Annotated in this window: 20 protein-coding genes; 12 read left to right on the top strand and 8 right to left on the bottom strand. The window is 71.0% G+C overall.

Annotated features, from left to right (window positions below):
• Positions 1-501 precede the first annotated feature (501 nt).
• Positions 502-687 (top strand): hypothetical protein, encoded by a 186-nt coding sequence (locus tag ACGF7U_RS15175; protein WP_393106795.1) that lies wholly within the window; start codon positions 502-504, stop codon positions 685-687.
• 60 nt (positions 688-747) lie between these two features.
• Entirely contained in the window at positions 748-1,224 is a 477-nt protein-coding gene (locus ACGF7U_RS15170) for a VOC family protein (protein WP_393106793.1), read from the top strand.
• 303 nt (positions 1,225-1,527) lie between these two features.
• Here the strand turns inward: ACGF7U_RS15170 and ACGF7U_RS15165 are convergent, their stop codons facing one another.
• The gene (locus ACGF7U_RS15165; protein WP_393106791.1) at positions 1,528-3,234 is read right to left on the bottom strand and encodes a serine/threonine protein kinase; all 1,707 of its coding nucleotides are present in this window, start codon (positions 3,232-3,234) and stop codon (positions 1,528-1,530) included.
• A gap of 299 nt (positions 3,235-3,533) precedes the next feature.
• On the opposite strand from ACGF7U_RS15165, the gene ACGF7U_RS15160 reads away from it, so the two are divergent.
• Together ACGF7U_RS15160 and ACGF7U_RS15155 are read left to right on the top strand one after the other, a co-directional pair.
• Positions 3,534-4,139, top strand: a complete 606-nt coding sequence (locus tag ACGF7U_RS15160) for a YdeI family protein (protein ID WP_393106789.1) — start codon at positions 3,534-3,536, stop codon at positions 4,137-4,139.
• Between the two features lie 336 nt (positions 4,140-4,475).
• Positions 4,476-4,598, top strand: a complete 123-nt coding sequence (locus tag ACGF7U_RS15155; protein ID WP_393106787.1) for a hypothetical protein — start codon at positions 4,476-4,478, stop codon at positions 4,596-4,598.
• 10 nt (positions 4,599-4,608) lie between these two features.
• Here the strand turns inward: ACGF7U_RS15155 and ACGF7U_RS15150 are convergent, their stop codons facing one another.
• Both ACGF7U_RS15150 and ACGF7U_RS15145 read right to left on the bottom strand, forming a co-directional pair.
• A complete protein-coding gene (locus ACGF7U_RS15150) occupies positions 4,609-5,340 on the bottom strand; it encodes an alpha/beta hydrolase (RefSeq protein WP_393106785.1) in 732 nt (243 codons plus the stop codon).
• Positions 5,341-5,543: 203 nt separating this feature from the next.
• Positions 5,544-6,665: an FAD-dependent oxidoreductase gene (locus tag ACGF7U_RS15145; protein WP_393107168.1), complete on the bottom strand. Its 1,122-nt coding sequence runs from the start codon at positions 6,663-6,665 to the stop codon at positions 5,544-5,546.
• Between ACGF7U_RS15145 and ACGF7U_RS15140 the strand changes: the two genes are divergently transcribed.
• Positions 6,600-7,421: a TetR/AcrR family transcriptional regulator gene (locus ACGF7U_RS15140; protein ID WP_393106783.1), complete on the top strand. Its 822-nt coding sequence runs from the start codon at positions 6,600-6,602 to the stop codon at positions 7,419-7,421. The genes ACGF7U_RS15145 and ACGF7U_RS15140 overlap by 66 nt on opposite strands.
• A 106-nt stretch (positions 7,422-7,527) precedes the next feature.
• Here the strand turns inward: ACGF7U_RS15140 and ACGF7U_RS15135 are convergent, their stop codons facing one another.
• The 4 genes from ACGF7U_RS15135 to ACGF7U_RS15120 form a co-directional block, all read right to left on the bottom strand.
• Positions 7,528-8,091: a dihydrofolate reductase family protein gene (locus ACGF7U_RS15135; RefSeq protein ID WP_393106781.1), complete on the bottom strand. Its 564-nt coding sequence runs from the start codon at positions 8,089-8,091 to the stop codon at positions 7,528-7,530.
• The gene (locus ACGF7U_RS15130; protein ID WP_393106779.1) at positions 8,079-8,585 is read right to left on the bottom strand and encodes an SRPBCC domain-containing protein; all 507 of its coding nucleotides are present in this window, start codon (positions 8,583-8,585) and stop codon (positions 8,079-8,081) included. The genes ACGF7U_RS15135 and ACGF7U_RS15130 overlap by 13 nt, the downstream gene beginning before the upstream one ends.
• Positions 8,582-8,956, bottom strand: coding sequence for an ArsR/SmtB family transcription factor (locus tag ACGF7U_RS15125; protein ID WP_393106777.1), 375 nt, complete (start codon positions 8,954-8,956; stop codon positions 8,582-8,584). The genes ACGF7U_RS15130 and ACGF7U_RS15125 overlap by 4 nt, the downstream gene beginning before the upstream one ends.
• 190 nt (positions 8,957-9,146) lie before the next feature.
• Entirely contained in the window at positions 9,147-10,409 is a 1,263-nt protein-coding gene (locus ACGF7U_RS15120; RefSeq protein WP_393106775.1) for a Gfo/Idh/MocA family protein, read from the bottom strand.
• 149 nt (positions 10,410-10,558) lie between these two features.
• Between ACGF7U_RS15120 and ACGF7U_RS15115 the strand changes: the two genes are divergently transcribed.
• The 7 genes from ACGF7U_RS15115 (at position 10,559) to ACGF7U_RS15085 (ending at position 17,796) form a co-directional block, all read left to right on the top strand.
• On the top strand, positions 10,559-11,800 hold the full coding sequence (locus ACGF7U_RS15115; protein ID WP_393106773.1) for an ABC transporter substrate-binding protein: 1,242 nt from the start codon (positions 10,559-10,561) through the stop codon (positions 11,798-11,800).
• 78 nt (positions 11,801-11,878) lie between these two features.
• Positions 11,879-12,784, top strand: a complete 906-nt coding sequence (locus tag ACGF7U_RS15110; RefSeq protein ID WP_393106771.1) for a carbohydrate ABC transporter permease — start codon at positions 11,879-11,881, stop codon at positions 12,782-12,784.
• The gene (locus ACGF7U_RS15105; protein ID WP_393106769.1) at positions 12,781-13,683 is read left to right on the top strand and encodes a carbohydrate ABC transporter permease; all 903 of its coding nucleotides are present in this window, start codon (positions 12,781-12,783) and stop codon (positions 13,681-13,683) included. The genes ACGF7U_RS15110 and ACGF7U_RS15105 overlap by 4 nt, the downstream gene beginning before the upstream one ends.
• On the top strand, positions 13,680-14,684 hold the full coding sequence (locus ACGF7U_RS15100; protein ID WP_393106767.1) for a hydroxyacid dehydrogenase: 1,005 nt from the start codon (positions 13,680-13,682) through the stop codon (positions 14,682-14,684). The genes ACGF7U_RS15105 and ACGF7U_RS15100 overlap by 4 nt, the downstream gene beginning before the upstream one ends.
• A gap of 55 nt (positions 14,685-14,739) precedes the next feature.
• The gene (locus ACGF7U_RS15095; RefSeq protein WP_393106765.1) at positions 14,740-15,621 is read left to right on the top strand and encodes a Gfo/Idh/MocA family protein; all 882 of its coding nucleotides are present in this window, start codon (positions 14,740-14,742) and stop codon (positions 15,619-15,621) included.
• 94 nt (positions 15,622-15,715) lie between these two features.
• Positions 15,716-16,732, top strand: a complete 1,017-nt coding sequence (locus ACGF7U_RS15090; RefSeq protein WP_393107165.1) for an NAD-dependent epimerase/dehydratase family protein — start codon at positions 15,716-15,718, stop codon at positions 16,730-16,732.
• 8 nt (positions 16,733-16,740) lie between these two features.
• Positions 16,741-17,796: a dihydrodipicolinate synthase family protein gene (locus ACGF7U_RS15085; RefSeq protein ID WP_393106763.1), complete on the top strand. Its 1,056-nt coding sequence runs from the start codon at positions 16,741-16,743 to the stop codon at positions 17,794-17,796.
• Between the two features lie 91 nt (positions 17,797-17,887).
• Here ACGF7U_RS15085 and ACGF7U_RS15080 read toward each other — a convergent pair whose 3' ends face one another.
• Positions 17,888-19,108 (bottom strand): hypothetical protein, encoded by a 1,221-nt coding sequence (locus ACGF7U_RS15080; protein WP_393106761.1) that lies wholly within the window; start codon positions 19,106-19,108, stop codon positions 17,888-17,890.
• Positions 19,109-19,120: the final 12 nt, after the last annotated feature.

Below are 19,120 nucleotides of genomic sequence, written 5' to 3'. Positions count from 1 at the left end.
CTACCCCAACCGCTCCGGGGAGTTAGCGACACGCCGGCCCCCCACTGGATCCCATCTTGAAGGGCGAACAGCCGGGCCTGCGTGCCCAGTCGGCTGCCCTGCCCTGGCGGGCCGGTGCCGACGCGGACCCCGGCGCCTGCTGCGTTCGCAGCCGACGGGGGATCCGCACCCTGAAGATCCTGCCGGCCCTACCGCGATCCGATTCCCGAACGCCGTCCGGGCCATCCGGGTCCGACGCCGTCTCCGGCGCCCTCGACGACCGGCGAGGATCTGCTTGGGTGCCAAGGGAAGCGCCTTTGTCGATAGGCTGGACCGGCTTCTCGACCAACCGGCCGGATCAGAGGGCGGCGCCTGTGTGGGATCTGACGCCTATCGACGCCGACCCGGGTGTGCCATGGCTGGCCTTGGCCTCCCACCACGGTCCCACCTCGCACCGGAGCCCGCCACGCAGCCGGGCCGCTCACCACCACCATTCTTCTGCTGTTCTCCATCACTCGGGCGATGGCCGACCTCGACTGGACCAGCACGGGCCTGAGGGCTCTGCCGACCTCCGCGGCGGGCCGGGTAGCTCAGACCGCCGACACCACGATGTGGAACGCTGTCGTCTCACCGACCGTGCTGTCGATCCGCTGGCCCAATGGATTGCCGGCCCTGACCGAGTCGTCGGCGGAGGCGGCGGCGAGCTGAGCCCCGCCCACAGTTCGCTCACGCCCCACACCTTTCATGACGACAGGGAGGACACCCCCAATGTTGCGACCCGCTTCCGCGTTCACGTCGGTCCTGCTCGCGTTGACCCTGGTGACAGGATGCTCTGAGCCGTCGGAGGACGGTCGGGGCCAGGCCGGCGCGTCGGCAACCTCCGCGGCGCCCAGCGCCGGGGGTGGCCTGGACGGCCAGGACAAGATCTCCGACAGCTGGCCGCGCGAGATCCCGCTGCCCGCGAAGTACGAGGTCAAGTCGGCCTCCTCGCCGGACGGTAAATACCACGCCCTGAACGTGTTCGCGGTGTCCACGGAGGACGTACGGGCCACGCTCGACCAGTTCACGTCCAACGGCTTCAAGACGGTGCGCGAGACGGAGACCGGAAAAGGAGGCCTCTACGAGTTCGCGAACGACAAGTGGAACGTCAGCCTGATCATCGGCGTCTCTGACGCGAACGGGAATCCCACCAACGAGGACACTGGGCTGCACTTCCTGGGATACAACGTCGGCCCGGTGAGCTGATTCGCCTCTTCGCGACCGCGACTGAGCCAGCACTCGCAGCCGCCCGTCTCGATCGACGCATACTGATCATCGCCTGGTCGGGCCTTACCGGACACGTGCCGCGCCGGGGTTGCTCCTGCGGCGGCCGGGTCCAGCACGGCATGACTGACGATGTCCATGACTTCGACTGTGGCGATCGGTGCGACCGGGACGTAGACCGCGGGTGACGTGCCAAGTCAACCGGGAGAAGCCGGGAGCAGTCCTGCACGCCGGGGTCAGCGACGAGGTCCTCGCTGGCCCCGGCGTGTGCGCGGAGAGCCGCAATCAGCGGCCGCCGGAGCCGTTGCGCTTCAGGCAGAGGCGGACGTTGAGCTCGGGCTGGCCCGCTACGGTGAAGTAGCGGGCCTGCTCGTGGCCGGGGACCTCCTCGCACTTCCGCGCGGTGCTCTCCCCCTCGAAACGGGCGACGACGAGGTAGTTTCCTGTTCGGCATCGCTCCAGAGACCACGCGGAGTCATCGGACCTGCCGTAGACACAGTCGCCCTGGTCCGCGTTGTAGGCGGTGCCCTCGCTGTGCCGGTACACCAGGCAGACCGCCATGTCGGGGTTGCGGGCGGAGTGGCGCCACTCGACGCGGTCGACGTAGTCGCAGACGCTCCGGTCGGTGGTGTTCCTGAAGAGGCGCACGGCCTCGAACACGCCACCAGCACAGTCGGCGGCACGGAAATCCGGGTGCTGCATGTCTCCGACGTTGCGGAAGCAGTCGCCCTGCCTGGCGTTCGCGAACACGTGGTCGGCCTGCGGCGTTGGATCCTGCGCTGTCGGGGCACCGGAAGCGCCGCCGGTACCGCGGTGGTCGGACGGCAGGACCATCCACAGTACGCCAGCGGCCGCGAGCACCGCGGCTGCGGGAGCGGCGATCAGCCATCGCCGCGGCCGCTTCGCCCGCGAGCCGGTGCCGGGCTGCGACTCAGGTGCCCGGCTCGACGGGAAGATTTTTGTGGGGTTGAGGTCGCGGGGGCCGGGGAGGATGGCGGTGGGGGCGGGTTGGGTGTATCGGCGGACTTCGGCGGTTTGGGTTTCGGTGAGTTGGTCGATGGGTGGGGGCCAGCGGCGGTCGAGGTGGGGTAGTGGGCCGATGGTGTTGAGGATGGTGGTGGCGTCGGGGCGTTGGGTGTGGTCGCGGGTGAAGCAGGGTTCGACGAGGCGGCGTAGCCGTTGTGGGACCCGATCCAGGTCGGGTTCTTTGGTCATGATGTTGAGGCGGGTTTGTTCGCTGGTGTTGCCTTGGAACGGGTTGTGGCCGGTGGCGGCGAGTACCAGCACGGTTGCCAGCGCGAAGATGTCGCTGGCGGGGGTCAGCAGGGAGACGCCCATGGCTTGTTCCGGGGACATGAATCCGGGGTTGCCGATGATCATGCCGGTCTGGGTGACGGTGGCGATCCTGGTGTCGGGGGAGTCGTCGGGTAGGTCGGTGGGGCGGGCCACTCCGAAGTCGATCACGATCGGTCCGTCGGTGGTCAGCAGCACGTTCGAGGCGGACAGGTCGCGGTGGATGAAGTTTCGGGTGTGGATGTCGCGCAGCGCGGTGGCGAGGCCGGCGGCCAGGTGCAGCACGGTGTTCTCGTCGAGTGGTCCGGCTGCTTGGAGGGCTTGGAGGAGGGTGGGGCCGTAGTGGAATTGGTAGGCCAGCCACGGCACGCCGGCGTTGGCGTCGGCGTCGATCACTCGGGCGGTGTGTGGGCTGTCGACCCGTCGGGCGGCGAGGGCTTCGCGGTGTAGGCGTTGGCGAAAGGCGCCATCGTCGGCGGCGAATGCGCCGCGCACGAGTTTGACCGCGGCGAGTTCACCATCGGTGGTGGTGGCCAGCAGCACCCGACCCATACCACCCTCGCCCAACACCGCACGTGTCCGGTACGGCCCGACCAAACGAGGATCGGAAGGCGCCAAATCCCACACAGACACCGCCTCTGAGCTGGAACATAGATTGGTGTAGAGCCCGGTCTGTGTCGATCCAGATGGGCTTGTCATGCTAGCCGATCAGGTCTTCAGCGTCAGCCCTTCGGTCAGCGAGAGGTGCGGTTGACGCCGAACGACCGGTGACGAGCCGCCGGGGCCGTCGACGTTGCGCGACGGCACCGGAAGACCGCCCGACACCTCGGAAATGTGACTCCTGACGATCCGGCCGCACCTGCCGTCGATGACGTTCTCGCCCGGTGGCGAACAAACCGAGCGGCCGAGGTCGCGGCGGAATCCCGGGGCGTCGCCGGCTCGTACGCTTCCGGCTCACGGCAGCGGCTGCTGTCACAGCGTGGGGATAGCCTGCTGTCATGGCGAGCGCAGAACTGGATGAGTTGATCGTCGCGGACGCCGACGCGCTGCGCGCGTGGTTGTCGGCCAACCACGCCACGTCGCCCGGTGTCTGGCTCGCCCTGACCAAGAAGGGCGGCACAGTCACGACCCTGACCTGGCAGCAGGCGGTGGACGAGGCCCTGTGTTTCGGCTGGATCGACGGGCAGGCCCGCAAACGGGACCAGGAAACCTCCTGGATCCGGTTCACCCCCCGCAGGCCCCGCAGCTCCTGGTCGCAGCGCAACGTCGCCCACGTGGCCCGGCTCGAAGCGCAGGGGCGGATGCTGCCCCCGGGCCGCGCCGCGGTGGAAGCCGCGAAAGCCGACGGGCGATGGGCGGCCGCCTACGCCCCGCCGTCGGAGGCCGAGGTGCCGGCCGACCTGCTCGCCGCCATCGCTGCCAACCCCGCCGCCCAGGCCATGTTCGACGTACTCACCAAAACCAACCGGTTCGCTCTCATCCACCGCCTCAACGCCGTCAAACAGGCGCGGACCCGCGAGCGGAAGATCAGCGAGTTCGTCGCCATGCTGGCCCGCCACGAAACGATCTACCCACAGAAGGCCAAGCCTCCGAACTCGCCGTAGTCAGCATCTTCTGATCGGCGCGACCCCGCTGCCGCGAAGCGTCAATAAGCACGGTGATCAGCTCACGGGCGCATGCATCCGGACGCGGCGAAGTGTGCCGTCTGGCAGACGCCCATCGACCTTTCCGGCCGCCCACCCCGCACCACAGCGCCGCCCGGCTTTCCGAGGTGGAACCGTTGCTGCGCTTGGCCTCCGGGCAGGTCGCCGTGGGGCAACGGCTCGCCGTGGGAGGCGCACCCCCGTCACGGCGCGCCCGATGGCACCGCCCAGGATTCTCGCCGCCACCCATGAGGGATTGCGCTGATCGGCATCGTCCCGGGCCCGCCGGAACCGCCGATGGGCGGTACCGGCGCGCTCGGGACAGCTGCCGATCTGCTGGCCACCGTCATCGAGAAAGCCAGGCCATCCTCGATCAGCAGCATCCTGGCCGACAGCTCCTATCGTCTGCTGCCGGCCTGACAGGCCGGTCTCACTTCAGGTGCCGGGCGAAGAACCGGTTCCCGGCGTCCCCCTCGAACTGTGGGACGCCGGTGTGCCCGCCCATATTGGCGTGCAGCGTCTTCTCCTTGAAGCCGAAGGCGTCGAAGAGGTCCAGGGCCAGCTGCCGGTCGTTTCCTTCGTCGTCCCACTGCAGCAGGACATGCAGCGGAATGGTGACCTGCCGGGCCTCGTCGAACAGGGTGCGGGGCACGAAGCTCCCGGCGAACAGAAGGGCGGCCGAGATGCGCGGCTCGACCACCGCGAGCCGGATGCCGATGGCGATCACCCCTCCCGCGTACCCGACCGGGCCACCGATCTCGGGCAGCGAAAGGGCCGCATCCAGTACGGCCCGCCATTCCGGTACCGCCTTTGCGACCAGCGGGAGGACGAGCCGGTCGACGATATCGTCGTCGACCGGCTCGCCGGCCGCCAGCGCCCGGTGCAGGTCGGCGCGGGCCTTCTCGGCGGCGGCGGACCGGGGCCGATCGCCGCCCCCGGGAAGCTCGATGGTGGCCGCGGCGAAGCCCTCCGCTGCGGCGTGCCGGGCCCGGGCCAACAGTCGGGGGTACATCCTGTGCAGTCCGCCGGGGTGACCGAGCAGGATCAGCGGGGCCGGTGCGGATGCGGATCCGGGCGTCCAGAGGATGCCGGGGATCTCGCCGAGGGCGAATGCGCGCTCAAGGAGACCGTCGTCGAGGCGCTGTTCGGAGGTGAATCGCACGGTCGTGCCTTTCGGGAGTGCTCGTGAACGGCGCTCCCGGACGATCTATCGTCCGACCGTGACCCCGGAGGGGAGCACCCATGTCGTTGCGTTCACGGGTACCACCTCCTCGTTCTCTCGCACGGCCTCCGGGAAAAGTAGCAGTGGTTGCCGTGTTCCGCCATCAGGTCTGTGAGGGTTGGGACCGGCTGCGTCCCGTGTTGTCAACCGGCGGGTGCCGGCTCGGCGGGCCGCGGCGTGAAGAAGCGGACGATGTCGTCGGCCGCGGTGGGGGACAGCATCATTGCCTGGATTCGTGCGGACATTTCGGCGATCGGGTGGGTTCTGACGAACATCGCCTCCTCGTACGTCCGGATCGCCGCGTCGGGGCCGGCGGGGTTGGCGGCGAGTTCGGCGGCGAGTTCGGCGGCGTCGAGCATGGCCTGGTTGGCGCCCTCGCCGACCGGCGGCATGAGGTGCGCGGCGTCACCGATCAGGGTGATGCCCGGTTGGTGGGCCCAGCGTGTACCGGTGGGCATCGCCTCGATCCTGCGTGGGGACGGGTTGTCGCCGGCTTCGATGAGCGCGGTGAGGCTGGGGTTCCAGCCGTCGAACATGTCCAGCAGGGCGCGCTTGCTGCGGTAGGTGTCCATGTGGCGGTCCTCCGCGCGGAGGGAGATCCCGACTCGGATGCTGCCGTCGCCAAGGCGTTGTGCTGCCAGGATCTGGTTCACGCCGACGCACCAGAGGTTTCCGGGGCCGACCAGATCGGCGAGATCCGGGTGGCGTCGGTCGGCGTCGCCGATGCTCAGCTCTACCAGCGTGGCAACGTAGGACAGTTTCGCGTCGGTCAGCAGCGACCGGACGACCGAGCGCGCGCCGTCCGCGCCGATGAGGACGTCGCAGTCGGCGCTGCGGCCGCCGTCGAACGTCAGCCCGAAGCCTCCGGCGGGTCGTGGCGTCGCCGCGACGAGCCGGTGCTGCCACGCGACCGCGTCGCGAGGGAGCGAATCGAGCAGGAGATCACGCAGCGCGCTGCGGTCGATCTCGGGGCGTCCGGCGAATGAGCCGGGTTGTGGCGTGTGGTGCACGAGGGTGCGTCCGGCCGGGTCGAGGATGCGATGCTCCTCGCCCTCCGGCCGTGCCTCGGACCGGAATCGGCCGGCGAGGCCCGCCGCCGCCAGGGCCTGTTGCCCGGACTCGGGGTGCAGGTCGAGCGAGCCGCCCTGCGATCGCGCGGAGCGGCTCGCCTCGCGTTCGTACACCACCGCGCCGATGCCGTGCTGGTGCAGGATCCGGGCCAGCGTCAGGCCGCCGAGGCCACCGCCGGCGATCGCGATTCGCATCATCATCTCCGTTACCGTACGCTGTATCTTATGGATACGCCGTACGGTAGCGCACCTCTGCCCGTCTGGGAACGGCCCGAGCCCCAGCCTCGCGCGGCGCCGGTGCCCCTGAGCCGCGCGAAGATCGCCGCCACGGCGATCCGGCTCGCCGACGCACACGGCCTCGACGGGCTGTCGGTACGCAAGATCGCCAAAGAGCTCGGCGTTGGTCCGATGCGGCTCTACGACTATGTGACCAACAGATCCGAACTGCTCGATCTGATGGTCGACGCCGTGTATGCCCGGATCGCCGAGGCCGGCCAGCACCCCGAGTGGCGCGCCACGGTGCTGGCCATCGCCCAGGCGACCCGCGAAGCCGCCCTTGACCACGAGTGGTTCGCCGACCTGCTCGGCGGAAGGCCACACCTGGGGCCGCACGCGCTGGCCGTGGGCGAATCGACCGCGGCGGCGCTCAGCCAGGCCCCCGGCGTGCGCGGCATCGACGATCTCCAGCGAGCCGTGGGCACCCTCGACGCGTTCATCGTCGGAGCGCTCCGCAGGGAGATCACCGAGCGACGCACCGCACGGTCAACTGGCACCGACGTGTCCGCCTGGCAGGCCGCCCTCGGGCCCTACCTGACACGCATGCTCGAAACAGGCCGCTATCCCACGGTCGCCCGGCTCGTCATCGACGGTGCCCACCTCGACGCCGAGGAAACCTTCCGCCACAACCTGATCACCATCCTGGACGGCATCACCAGCCATCCCCGCACATGACCTACTGCTCGCGCGCCGGTTCGTGATGGGCAACCTCATCCAGCCGAATACGCCGTCAACGCTCCGGCGCGTCAGGCAGGCGCCGCCGATCGGAGAGGGCTGTCGGTCATCGGCCGAGAGGGCGGTAGCGGAGGTGTAAGACGCCGTTCGGGAATCGGCGCTCGTCGAGGAGCTCAAGGTCGGTCCGCATGCCGGTCGGCAGCCCTGGCTTGCCCCCGCCGACGACAACGGGCCAGACGAACAGCTGGCACTCGTCGATCAGCCCGGCCTGGAAAGCCTGCGTCGCGAGGTTCGCACCTCCTACGGTGAGATCGCTGCTGGCCGTGGCCTTGAGTCGGCGTATCGCGGCGGGGTCGAATTGGCGTTCGATTCGGGTGTCGGCGGTCGACACCGCGGCGAGGGTCGTGGAGTAGACGACTTTGTTCGCCGCCTTCCAGGCGCTGGCGAAGTCTGCCATGAGCTCGGACTGGGCGGCCAGAGCGGTATCGGTTTCCCAGACCGCCATCGATTCGTACAGGCGTCGTCCGTAGAGGAACGTGCCGACCGACCGCAGGAGATTGGTGGTGAACGCGAACACCTCGTCGTCGGGTGGGAGCCAGTCGAAGGCGCCGCGCTCGTCCTCGATGTAGCCGTCAAGCGACGTGTTGGTCACGTAGATCAGCTTGGCCATGCTCGTACCTTTCGATGATCAGTTGCAAGGACATGGAGATTCGTCAACGTGGCGTCCAGCTTGGTGAACGCTTGGCGCCAACCCTCCTCACTGGGGTGTGTCAGGTGCTCGGGCAGCCACTGGCGGATCTCCAGTCGCGTCCGCCCGTCGGCTTCGTCGTGGAACTCGACCCGCAACCTCGTCTCGAACGGCTCGATGCCCTCCTGCAGCCGGCCGCTGACGTGCATGACGCCTTCGAGCAGTTCGCCGTCAGCGATGTCCAGAAGGTCGACATGGATGTGCACGCGAAGGCCGGGGTCGGCTGCACTGAGCTCCGTCCACCGTTGATAGCCGCCGGGGCGCACGTCGAACTCGATCTCGTCGCGCGGCAGTGAGTTGCCGGTCGGGCCCCACCACGCCGCCAGGTGGTCGGGATCGGTGAAGGCTCGGTAGACGAGCTCTCGCGGCGCGTCGAACACGCGCGATATGACGATCTGCGGAGTTTCGCTGTTCATTCGATCTCCTTGGGGTCGTTGGCCGTCCGGTCCGTCGCCGGTCCGGCGGCCTGCACCGCGGCAAGGTGGGCATCGAGGCGGGTGAGGGACGAGTCCCAGAACCGCCGGTAGCGCTCGATCCAGTCGGCCGCTTCGCGCAGGGGGGCAGCCTCGAGGCGGCTCGCGCGCCACTTGCCCGACCGCGACCGCGAGATGAGCGCGGCACGCTCGAGCACTTTCAGGTGCCGTGACACCGCTGGCATCGAGATGGAGAGAGGAGCGGTGAGCTCGGTGACCGTGGCGTCGCGTTCGGCCAACTCGGCGAGGATTGCCCGTCGAGTCGGGTCGGCGAGCGCCGAGAACACCGCGCTGAGCTGATCGGTGCCAGCCATCGGAAGCCCCTTCACTTAACCAACCTGTTAAGCGTATTGGAGCGCGAGTGATGGTGTCAACGGATGAGTCGACGGGCCGGCTCGGTCCAGCCACCAACGCTGACGTGCTGCCGAACAAACCCGCGGCAAGGCGTGTCCGCTTCTGCCGCCGGTCGTGCGCGCCGACTCGTCGGCGGCGGGTGCCGCCCCGTCAGGATGCGGCGGGCCCGAGCGCCACGGGGACGCCGCCGGCGAGCCGGCTGCGTTCGGCGGCGAACGCCATCAGGTGACTGTCCAGGGACTCCCGCGGCCCGGAGCGCATCCGTGACCGGTCGCCGGTCGCGACCGCCTCGACGAAGGCCGCCATCAGTGCCATGTCGCCGCCGCCGTGGCCGGAGCCGGCGTCCGCTCCGCCGCCGCGGGTGTCCGTGGTGGCCGTCTCGCCGGTGACGAAGTCGGTCACGGTGACCTGTTCGCCGTCGCCCTCCAGGTAGCCGTGGGTGCCCATGATCCGGGTGCGCCGGTGCCCGCCGGGGGTGAAGGCGCTCATGGTGAGGGTGGCGGTCGCGCCGCCGGCGAAGGAGACGGTGACGCTCTGGTGGTCGACGACGTCGTTCCCGCCGCCGTAGACGCACCGCCCGTACGGGCCGTCGCGCAGCGCCGCGTCGACGCCCTCGTCGGTCAGGTCGCGGGTCACCACCGACAGCGGCCACTGGTGCCGGTCCGGGTCGGCGAGGCAGTCGCGGTAGAAGCGGGCGGCCGAGTAGGGGCAGGTCGACTCGACCTGGCAGTCGAGGCAGCGGTCGGCGGCGCCGCGCGGCCGGTTGCCGGGATGGAAGTGGTGCAGCGCCCCGACGCTGCTGACCCGCGCCGGGGTGTCGTCGACGATGTAGCGCAGCCAGTCCAGGTCGTGGCAGCACTTGGCGAGCAGGCTGCTGGAGGAGTCGTCGGCGCGGCGCCAGTTGCCGCGCACGTAGGAGTGCGCGAAGTGCCACCAGCCGACCGGCTCGAGGTGCTCGACGCCGATGATCCGGCCCAGCGCGCCGGCGTCGACGTACCGCTTCACCGCGTCGGTGTAGCGGGTGTAGCGCAGCACGTGGCAGACGGCGAGCAGCACGCCGGTGCGCTCGGCCGCCGCGGCGACCGCCCGGCACTCGGCCTCGCTGGGGGCGATCGGCTTTTCCAACAGGATGTGGTAGCCGAGGTCGGCGAGGCGGGCGGCCGGTTCGGCGTGCTCGCGGTCGGGGGTGGCCAGGACGACGGCGTCGGCCAGCCGGGGCTGCGCGGCGAGGGCCTGCCAGGAGTCGAACGACCCGGCCGCCGCGATGCCGTGGGCGTCGGCGAGCGCGGCGCGGTGGGCGGGCCGGGGATCGGCGACCGCGACGACGCGGGCCTGCTCGGGGTGGCGCAGCGCGTATCCGGCGTACGTGCTGCCGCGGTTACCGGCGCCGACGACGGCGAGGGTGACGGTCATCGGAGTCCTTCGCTATTACGGATCTGGATCGATCTGCCCAGTCATTTGCACGAACAGTAACGATGTGACCTTGGTACTTACGGACTCTAGTATCGGCCCGGACCGTAAGTTAATGTACTGCGAACATGACTCCCCCGGAAGGATGCGAGATGCGTGTTCGGAAGAGCCTGTCGGCCGTGGCGGTGGCGCTCGTCGCCGCTCTCGCGGCCACGGGCTGCGGCGGTTCCGGCTCCGGTGACTCCGGCAAGACGACCGTGACAATGTGGACATACCCGGTGATCTTCGACGAGGCGAAGCACCGCGCCCACTGGGACGAGACGATCAAGGCGTTCCAGGCGGCGAACCCCGATATCGAGGTCAAGACCGAGATCTTCCCCTGGGCCAACCGCGACCAGGCGCTCGCCACGGCCATCGCGGGCAACAAGGGGCCGGACGTCGTCTACCTCATCCCCGACCAGCTACCCAAGTACGCCCGCAACATCGAGCCCGTCGACAAGTACCTCGACGCCGCGGCCAAGAGCGACTTCCACGAGAACGTGGTGCAGTCGGTGACCATCGACGGCAAGATGATGGGCGCCCCGATCCTTACCAGCGCCGCCACCCCGATCTGCAACAAGAAGGTCTTCGCCGCCGTCGGCGAGACGAAGTACCCGACCAGCTGGAGCGACCTGCTCGCCCTGGCCCCGAAGTTCAAGGCCAAGGGCTACGACATCACCGCGTACGCGGGTGACGCCAAGCAGACCCTGAACCAGACCTTCTACCCGCTGCTCTGGCAGGCCGGCGGCGACGTGTTCAGCCCCGACGGCAAGTCGGTCGCCTTCAACAGCGACGCCGGGAAGAAGGCGCTGAACTTCCTCAAGCAGCTCGTCGACGCCGGTTACGTCGACAAGTCCCTGATCACCGCCGGCCCGCCGATCGAGCAGACCCGCGCCGCGCAGAACAAGGTCGCCTGCGTCTGGCACGTGCCGGTGGCGGAGATCGAGAAGTTCTGGGGCAAGGAGAACATCCAGGTCGTCCCGCATTTCACCGAGACCAAGCAGATCGGCTACGGCACCGTCGGCTCGCTGTCCATGCTGCGCAACGCCAAGGACAAGGACGCCGCCGGCAAGTGGATCGCGTTCGCCACGAACGCCGAGAACACCAAGAAGTACGACATGGGCGCCGGCCTGTTCTCCCCGCGCAAGTCCACCGGTCCGCTCTGGGCCAGTGACCCCGTCCTCGCGGAGCAGGAGAAGCACGTGGCCACCAGCACGGTGGGCCCGCTGCACGAGAAGGCGCGCGACGTCCAGGGCGTCCTCTCCCCGGAGATCCAGGCCGCCCTGCTCGGCAAGAAGTCCGTGGAGCAGGCGCTCGACGACGCGGCGAAGGCCGCCACCCCGCTGCTCGGATAGCGCTGGCGCGGGGGGGGGGGGGGGGGGGGGGGGGGGCCGCCCCCCCCCCCCCCCCCCCCCGCCGAGAAAGGTTGTCAGATGGTTGCACTACCGGGGAGCCGCCGCCAGCGCGTACGCGTGCGCCGCCCCTCCGCCCGCGAGGCCGGCACGGCGCTGCTGTTCGTCCTGCCGTTCCTGCTGCTCTTCGTCGTCTTCCGGTTCGGGCCGGCGATCGCCGGGGTGGTCCTCGGCTTCACCGACTACACCGTCGGCGGCGACACGGGCTTCGTCGGGCTGGAGAATTTCCGCCGGCTCGTCGACGACCCCACGTTCTGGTCGGCGCTGCGGGTGACGGTGCTGTTCACCGTGTTGTCCGTACCGCTGTCGATGCTGGCCTCGCTCGGCATGGCGCTGCTGACCCGCCGGGCCTTCCGCGGCGCGAAGCTCTTCCGGTCCATCTTCTTCCTGCCGGTGGTGACCAGCCTGGTCCTGGCCGGCGTGGTCTTCACCTGGGTCTTCGCCGAGGACGGGCCGTGGTCGCGGGTGATGGGCGCGATCGGGCTGCCGGCCGGCTCCTGGCTCGCCGACAGCGTGCTGGTGGTCCCCGCGCTGGTGCTGGTCTCGGTCTGGTCCCGCTTCGGCTACGGCATGCTCATCCTGCTCGCCCGGTTGCAGGACATCCCGGCGGAGCTGGAGGAGGCCGCGCTGACCGACGGCGCCTCCGCCTGGCAGCGCTTCCGGTACGTGACGCTGCCCCAGCTGCGGCCCGCGCTGTTCTTCGTGGCCATCATCGAGACCACCGTGTCGGTCCAGGTCTTCGACATGATCTACGTGATGACCGGCGGTGGTCCGGTCCGCTCCAGCTACAGCATCGTCTACCTCCTCTACGACCAGGGCTTCAAGTACTTCGACCTGGGCTACGCCAGCGCCATCGGGGTCGCCCTGTTCGTCATGACGATCATCGTGGCGCTGATCCAGCGGTTGACCCTCGGGAGGGAAGAATGACGGACACGATCACGGCGCCGGCCACCGCCGTCCCCGCTGCGCCGACGTCGCCCAGGGGCTCCCGGCGGCCGTACCGGCCCGGCAGGGCCAGCCGGGGCTGGCTGGTCGGGCGCACCGCGCTGCTGCTGGTCGGCGCGGCGGTCACGCTGTTCCCCTTCTACGCGATGGTCGTGCTGTCGTTCAAGCCGACCGGGCCCGTGACGTTCCCCGACAGCCTGCTGCCCTGGCCGTTCTCCACCGAGGCGTACGACCAGGTGATCGGCGCCAAGAGCGTGCTGCGCTGGATGTGGAACACCGTCGTCTACTCGGTGGTGTCGGTGGTGGGCGTGCTGCTGTTCGCCTCGATGGCCGGCTACGCCTTCGCCAAGAAGCGCTTCCCGGGCAAGGAGACCATGTTCTGGTCGTTCCTGGCGATGCTGATGGTGCCGTACCACGTCACGATGATCCCGACGTTCATCATCATCAGCGAGCTCAACGGCGTCGACACCTACTGGGGCATGATCGTGCCGACCCTGGCCAACGCCCAGGCGGTGTTCCTCATGCGACAGTTCATCGCGTCGCTGCCCGACTCGCTGTTCGAGGCCGCCCGCCTCGACGGCTGCTCCGAGTGGCGGGTGTACGTCTCGATCGTGCTGCCGCTGATCAAACCGATCCTCGCCACGCTCGGCGTGTTCGTCTTCCTGTGGCACTGGAACGACTTCCTGTGGCCGCTCATCGTCGGGCAGAGCCTCGACATGCGTACCCTCACCACCGGCATCGCCTCGCTGCAGCAGGAGAACGTGGCGCTGAACATGCTGCTCGCCGGGTCCGTGGTCGCGTTCGTGCCGATCTTCATGGCGTACCTGGTCGGGCAGCGCTACTTCCAGGAGGGCGTCTCCACCACGGGTATCAAGGGGTGAGCGTCATCGCGGTGGCGGCGTCGCCGGAGGTCCGCGAGCTGTTCTTCGACGCCGACGCCTGGGCGGCGCTGCGCCGGCTGGGGGAGATGCGGCTGCCGGCCGCCGGCGCCGACGTCGGCGACGAGGCCGCCCTGGCCCGGCTGCTCGCCGACGCCGACGTCGTCGTCACCGGCTGGGGTTGCGCGCCGCTGTCGGCGGCGGTGCTCGCCGCCGCCCCCCGGCTGCGGCTGCTCGCGCACACCGGGGCCAGCGTCAAACCGTTCGTCACCGCCGAGAGCTTCGCCCGGGGCGTGCGCGTCACCCAGGCCGGCGACGCGATGGCGTACGCGGTGGGGGAGCAGGCGCTCGCGCTGACCCTCGCCCTGCTGCACGGGGTGCACCGCTTCGACCACGCGCTGCGGACCGGGGTCGACTGGGCGACCGCGAAGGCCGCGCCGCCCCGGCGGGAGCTGCGCGGGGCGACGGTCGGGGTCGTCGGCGCGTCCCGGACCGGCCGGGTCTACCTCGGCCTCGTCCGGGCGCTCGGTGCGCGGGTGCTGGTGGCCGACCCGTACCTCTCCGACGCCGACGCCGAGGTGCTCGGCGTCGAGCGGGTCGGCCTGGACGACCTGCTCGCCCGCAGCCTCGTGGTGTCCCTGCACGCGCCGGTGCTGCCGCAGACGGTCGGGATGATCGGCACGCGCGAGCTGGCCCTGCTGCCCGACGGCGCGCTGCTGGTCAACACCGCCCGCTCGGCCCTGGTGGACGAGGCCGCACTGCTGGCCGCGCTGCGCGCGGGACGGATCGACGCCGCGCTGGACGTGTTCGACGCCGAGCCACTGCCGGTGGACCACGCGTTGCGCCGGCTGCCGAACGTGCTGCTCACCCCGCACGAGGCGGCGGGAACTCTCGGGTCGCGGCGGCGCGCCGCCGGCATCGTCGTCGCCGAGATCGACCGTTTTCTCCGCGGGGAGCCGCTGCGCCACGAGGTGCGACCGGAGGACCTCGATCGCACCGGCTGAGCGGCGCTGACCTGCCCTGGCGCGGCGGGAGGCCGGATGAGTAGCCTCTGCGCTCATGCGCATCGCCCTCGCCGGACTGGCCACCAGTCACCCCTACACCGACGCCCGCACCCTGCGCGACGACGCGGAGCTGGTCGTGTGGGAGCCCGATCCGCAGCGGTTGGCGCGGTTCCGGGCCGAGCAACCGGACGCGGTCGTGGCGCCGGACCTGGCCGCGCTGCTGGCGACCGGCCCGGACGGTGTGGTGCTCACCGTTCCCACCCCGGACGTGCCGGACGCGCTGGCCCAGGTGTTGCAGCACAAGCTGCCCTGCTTCGTCAACAAGCCGGCCGCCGCCACCGCCGGGCAGCTCGAGCGGTTGGAGCGCGTCGTGGCGCGGGCGCCCGAGCTGGTGCTCACCTCGTCGGTGCTGCGCTTCGCGCCGGAGTTCGTCGCCTTCGACGTGCCGCGCGAGGAGGTGCTGTCGGTGCGCGCCACCGTCCGGCACGACGTCGGGATCTGGGCCACCGGCTACAACCCGTGGCAGGACGATCCGGCGGTCGGCGGGGGCACCCTGGTCATGATGGGCCTGCACGGGGTCGAGTTGCTGGTCGCGCTGCTCGGGCCGGCGGTGCGGCTGGTCGGGGCCGCCGGCACCGTGCGCCGGCACCGGGGGCTGCGCTCCGAGGACACCGGGCTGCTGGCCGTGCAGTGGGACGACGGGGTGCCCGGCACGGTCGAGGTGCTCGGGGTCAGCGAGGGCGAGGCGTACGAGGTCACGGTGCACACCGCCGCGGGGGAGCGCCGGGTGGTGCTGCGCGGCGGGGCCGACGAGCTGGGCTACCGGGCCACCATCGACGCCTTCCTGGGCATGGTGCGGGGCGCGCCGAGCCCGGTGCCGTGGGCGCAGACCCGCGCGGTTCTGGACGTCCTCGCCTCGGCGCGCGCCGTGGCCTGATCCCCGCCGGCCCGATCCGCGCGTCGGGTGCCTTGACGCCCCTCCGGTCGGAGGTTACGGTCATGACCGTTACTTCGAGAGGGGCGTGGCTGGCATGCGTACGGTGGCGGAACTGGAGGAGCGGCTCTCGCGCCCGCGGGACGTCCTGGTGGACGACCTGCGCAAGCTCGACGGGGACATCCTGATCCTCGGGGCGGGCGGCAAGCTGGGGCCCAGCCTCGTCCGGCTGGCGCTGCGCGGCGTCGCCGCGGCGGGCACCGGCGCCCGCGTGATCGCGGTGTCCCGCTTCTCCGAGGCGGGGCTCGCCGACGCGCTGCGCGGCGAGGGCGCCGTGGTGGTCGAGGCCGACGTCACCGACGACGCCGCCCTGGCCGCGCTGCCCGACGCGGCGAACGTGGTCTTCCTGGTCGGGGCGAAGTTCGGCACCTCCGGCCGGGAGCACGCCACCTGGGCCACCAACGCCTACCTGCCCGGGCGGGTCGCGCAGCGCTTCGCCGGCTCGCGCCTCGTGGCCCTGAGCACCGGCAACGTCTACCCGCTGGTCCCGGTGGCCTCCGGCGGTTGTGTCGAGCAGACCCCGGTCCAGCCGGTCGGCGAGTACGCCATGTCCTGCCTGGGCCGCGAGCGCATCCTCACCCACTTCGCGCTGCGCGACGACACCCCGCTGGCCCTGATCCGGCTCAACTACGCCGTCGAGATGCGCTACGGCGTCCTCGTCGACATCGCCCGCGCCGTGCACGCCGGCGACCCCGTGGACCTCACCATGGGGCACGCCAACATCGTCTGGCAGGGCTACGCCAACGAGGTCACCCTGCGGGCCCTGCACCACACGCGGACACCGCCGTTCGTGTTGAACCTGACCGGGCCGGAGCTGGTCTCGGTCCGTCAGGTCGCCACCGCGCTCGCCGCCCGCCTGGGCCGTGAGCCGATCTTCACCGGCACCGAGGCGCCGACCGCGCTGCTGTCCAACGCCCAGCTCTGCCACCGGCTCTTCAGCTACCCCGACGTGCCGGTAGCCGAGCTGATCGACCTGACGGCGGACTGGGTCGCCGACGGCCAACCCCTGCTCGGCAAGCCGACCGGTTTCCAGCGCCGCGACGGCAACTTCTAGGAGAGACCGTGTTGACCGCATCGAGCACCCGACAGACCACGGCCCTGGCCCGGTTCCGGCGCGGCTGCGTCATCCCCGCGCACCCGCTCGCCCTGGACGCCGACCGACGGCTCGACGAGCGGCGGCAGCGCGCGCTGACCCGCTACTACCTGGCCTCCGGCGCGGGCGGCATCGCCGTCGGCGTGCACACCACCCAGTTCGCCATCCACGACCCGAAGGTCGGCCTGCTCGCCCCGGTCCTGGAGTTGGCCGCCGAGACGGCAGCCGGCTCGGACGCCGTGCTCGTCGCCGGCGCCTGCGGGGACACCGCCCAGGCCGTCGCCGAGGCGGAACTGGCCGCCTCGCTCGGCTACCACATGGTGCTGCTGTCGCCGTACGCGCCGCTCGACGAGGACGCCCTCGTCGAGCGGGCCCGCGCGGTCGGCGAGGTGCTGCCGGTGATCGGCTTCTACCTGCAACCGGCCGTCGGCGGCCGGGAGCTGTCCCGGGGCTTCTGGGCCCGGCTGGCCGCCCTCGAGTCGGTGGTCGGGATCAAGGTGGCGCCCTTCGACCGCTACCGCACCCTCGACGTGCTGCACGGCGTGTGCGCGGCCGGCCGCAACGGCGACCTCGCCCTCTACACCGGCAACGACGACCACATCCTGGCCGACCTCGTGGCCCCGCACCGGGTGATCGTGGACGGCCGGCCCGTCGAGGTCGAGTTCGTCGGCGGACTGCTCGGTCAGTGGGCGGTCTGGGCGAACACCGCGGTGACGCTGCTCGACGACGCCCACCGGGCCCGCGCCGGCGACGACGCCGCGCTGCGCCGGCTGCTCACCCTCGACGGCCACCTCACCGACGCCAACGCCGCCATCTTCGACGCCGCCAACGGCTACCACGGCTGCATCCCGGGCATCCACGAGGTGCTGCGCCGGCAGGGCCTGCTGGCCGGCCGGTGGTGCCTGGATCCGGCCGAGGAACTCTCCCCGGGACAGTTGGCCGAGCTCGACCGGGTGCACCGGGCGTACCCGCACCTGCGCGACGACGACTTCGTCGCCGCGCACCTGGACAAGTGGCTGGCCTGACCGGTCCCGACATCCTCACGGGGTCGGCGGCGTGGCAGGTCCCCGCCGCCGGCCCCGAAACCGCCCGCCCGGCACAGGGGCGGGCGGGCGGTCAGAGCGTCAGGCGGTAGAGGGTCAGCGGGCGGCCGCTGGCGCCGGAGGCGAGGTTGCCGGTCCGCTCCGCCAGGCCGGCCAGCTCCAGGCGGTGCAGCATGCGCCGGGCGGTGCGCTGCTGCACGCTGAGCTGGTCGGCGACCTCCCGGCTGGTCAGCGGCTCGTCGCCGACCGCCGTGCGCACCTCGCGCAGCCGCAGCAGGGTGGGCACCGACAGGCCGACCCGCTGGGCGATGACCGCCAGGTTCACCTCGGCCGGCGGCGGGGCCGGCGCGGTCGACTCCAGCACGATGTCGGTCTCGCCGCGCAGCGACAGCACGGCCGTGGTGGCGCCGACCCGGCGGGCCCGGCTCAGGGCGCGGCGGGCCAGGTTCTCCGCCTCGGCGGCGCTGCGGCCCAGCCCGAACCCGATCTGCACGGTGTCGTGCCGGTCGGCGAGGCGGCGCAGCATCGGCAGCGCGGTGAAGCCGCCGGTCGCGTCGTGCAGCGGCCCGCGGGTGGTGACGATGAGGTACGTGTCAGGGGCGAAGCGCGCGACGGTGCCGCCGAGCCCGGCCACCTCCTTGAGCAGCCCCTCGTCGCCGTCGGACAGGTTGGCCAGCCCCAGCGCGATCTGGGCGTCCTCCTGCGCCTGGCTGCCGACGTGCAGCATCAGCTGGCGCAGCGCGGTGCGCACCGAGTGGTTCGACGGGGCGAGGCGGAACGCCGGCATCTCGTGGCGCAGCACCTCGTACACCGAGCTGATGCAGGTGACGGCGACGTCCGCGCCGGACTTGCGCTGGCGGCGGTGGAAGGCGACCACGTCGTCGGAGCTCAGCCCGCTGCGGTACGGCAGCGACCGGACCCGGTCCACCGGCAGGCCGGCCTCGCCGAAGGTGCCGGCCACGTCGGTGCCGGTGACGGTGTCGATCGACATGCGGGTGACGTCGTGCCCGTCGCGCAGCAGCCGCACGGCGGCCTGGAGCAGGGTCGCGCCGGTGTAGTCGACGAAGACCGCCGGCCGGTGCAGCAGGTTCGCCTCCCGGGCCAGGGTGTACGGCACGACGCCGGTGAACAGCCACGCCTCCACCTGACCGGCGTGCGCCTCCACGATCGCCGGGGCCTGCGACTCGTGGTCGTAGTGCAGCCGCCGGGCGTTGACGCCGGGCTGCTCCTCGCAGGTGGCGGCCACGTCGTCGACCAGGTCGTGCGGACCGACGACCCCGATCTCAATGGTCACCGCTGCCTCCTG

It is taken from the genome of Micromonospora sp. NPDC047670 (assembly GCF_043204915.1).
Classification (GTDB): domain Bacteria; phylum Actinomycetota; class Actinomycetes; order Mycobacteriales; family Micromonosporaceae; genus Micromonospora.
The sequence above is the reverse complement of the archived record's forward strand: the minus strand, read 5'-3'. Positions and strand labels throughout refer to the sequence as shown.

Coding starts and splice junctions, on each gene's coding strand:
- ACGF7U_RS15110 (WP_393106771.1), top strand. CDS start 11,879: ATGGTTGCACTACCGGGGAGCCGCCGCCAGCGCGTACGCGTGCGCCGC.
- ACGF7U_RS15165 (WP_393106791.1), bottom strand. CDS start 3,234: ATGACAAGCCCATCTGGATCGACACAGACCGGGCTCTACACCAATCTA.
- ACGF7U_RS15105 (WP_393106769.1), top strand. CDS start 12,781: ATGACGGACACGATCACGGCGCCGGCCACCGCCGTCCCCGCTGCGCCG.
- ACGF7U_RS15120 (WP_393106775.1), bottom strand. CDS start 10,409: ATGACCGTCACCCTCGCCGTCGTCGGCGCCGGTAACCGCGGCAGCACG.
- ACGF7U_RS15090 (WP_393107165.1), top strand. CDS start 15,716: ATGCGTACGGTGGCGGAACTGGAGGAGCGGCTCTCGCGCCCGCGGGAC.
- ACGF7U_RS15130 (WP_393106779.1), bottom strand. CDS start 8,585: ATGAACAGCGAAACTCCGCAGATCGTCATATCGCGCGTGTTCGACGCG.
- ACGF7U_RS15095 (WP_393106765.1), top strand. CDS start 14,740: ATGCGCATCGCCCTCGCCGGACTGGCCACCAGTCACCCCTACACCGAC.
- ACGF7U_RS15135 (WP_393106781.1), bottom strand. CDS start 8,091: ATGGCCAAGCTGATCTACGTGACCAACACGTCGCTTGACGGCTACATC.
- ACGF7U_RS15170 (WP_393106793.1), top strand. CDS start 748: ATGTTGCGACCCGCTTCCGCGTTCACGTCGGTCCTGCTCGCGTTGACC.
- ACGF7U_RS15115 (WP_393106773.1), top strand. CDS start 10,559: ATGCGTGTTCGGAAGAGCCTGTCGGCCGTGGCGGTGGCGCTCGTCGCC.
- ACGF7U_RS15175 (WP_393106795.1), top strand. CDS start 502: ATGGCCGACCTCGACTGGACCAGCACGGGCCTGAGGGCTCTGCCGACC.
- ACGF7U_RS15155 (WP_393106787.1), top strand. CDS start 4,476: ATGGGCGGTACCGGCGCGCTCGGGACAGCTGCCGATCTGCTGGCCACC.
- ACGF7U_RS15145 (WP_393107168.1), bottom strand. CDS start 6,665: ATGCGAATCGCGATCGCCGGCGGTGGCCTCGGCGGCCTGACGCTGGCC.
- ACGF7U_RS15125 (WP_393106777.1), bottom strand. CDS start 8,956: ATGGCTGGCACCGATCAGCTCAGCGCGGTGTTCTCGGCGCTCGCCGAC.
- ACGF7U_RS15160 (WP_393106789.1), top strand. CDS start 3,534: ATGGCGAGCGCAGAACTGGATGAGTTGATCGTCGCGGACGCCGACGCG.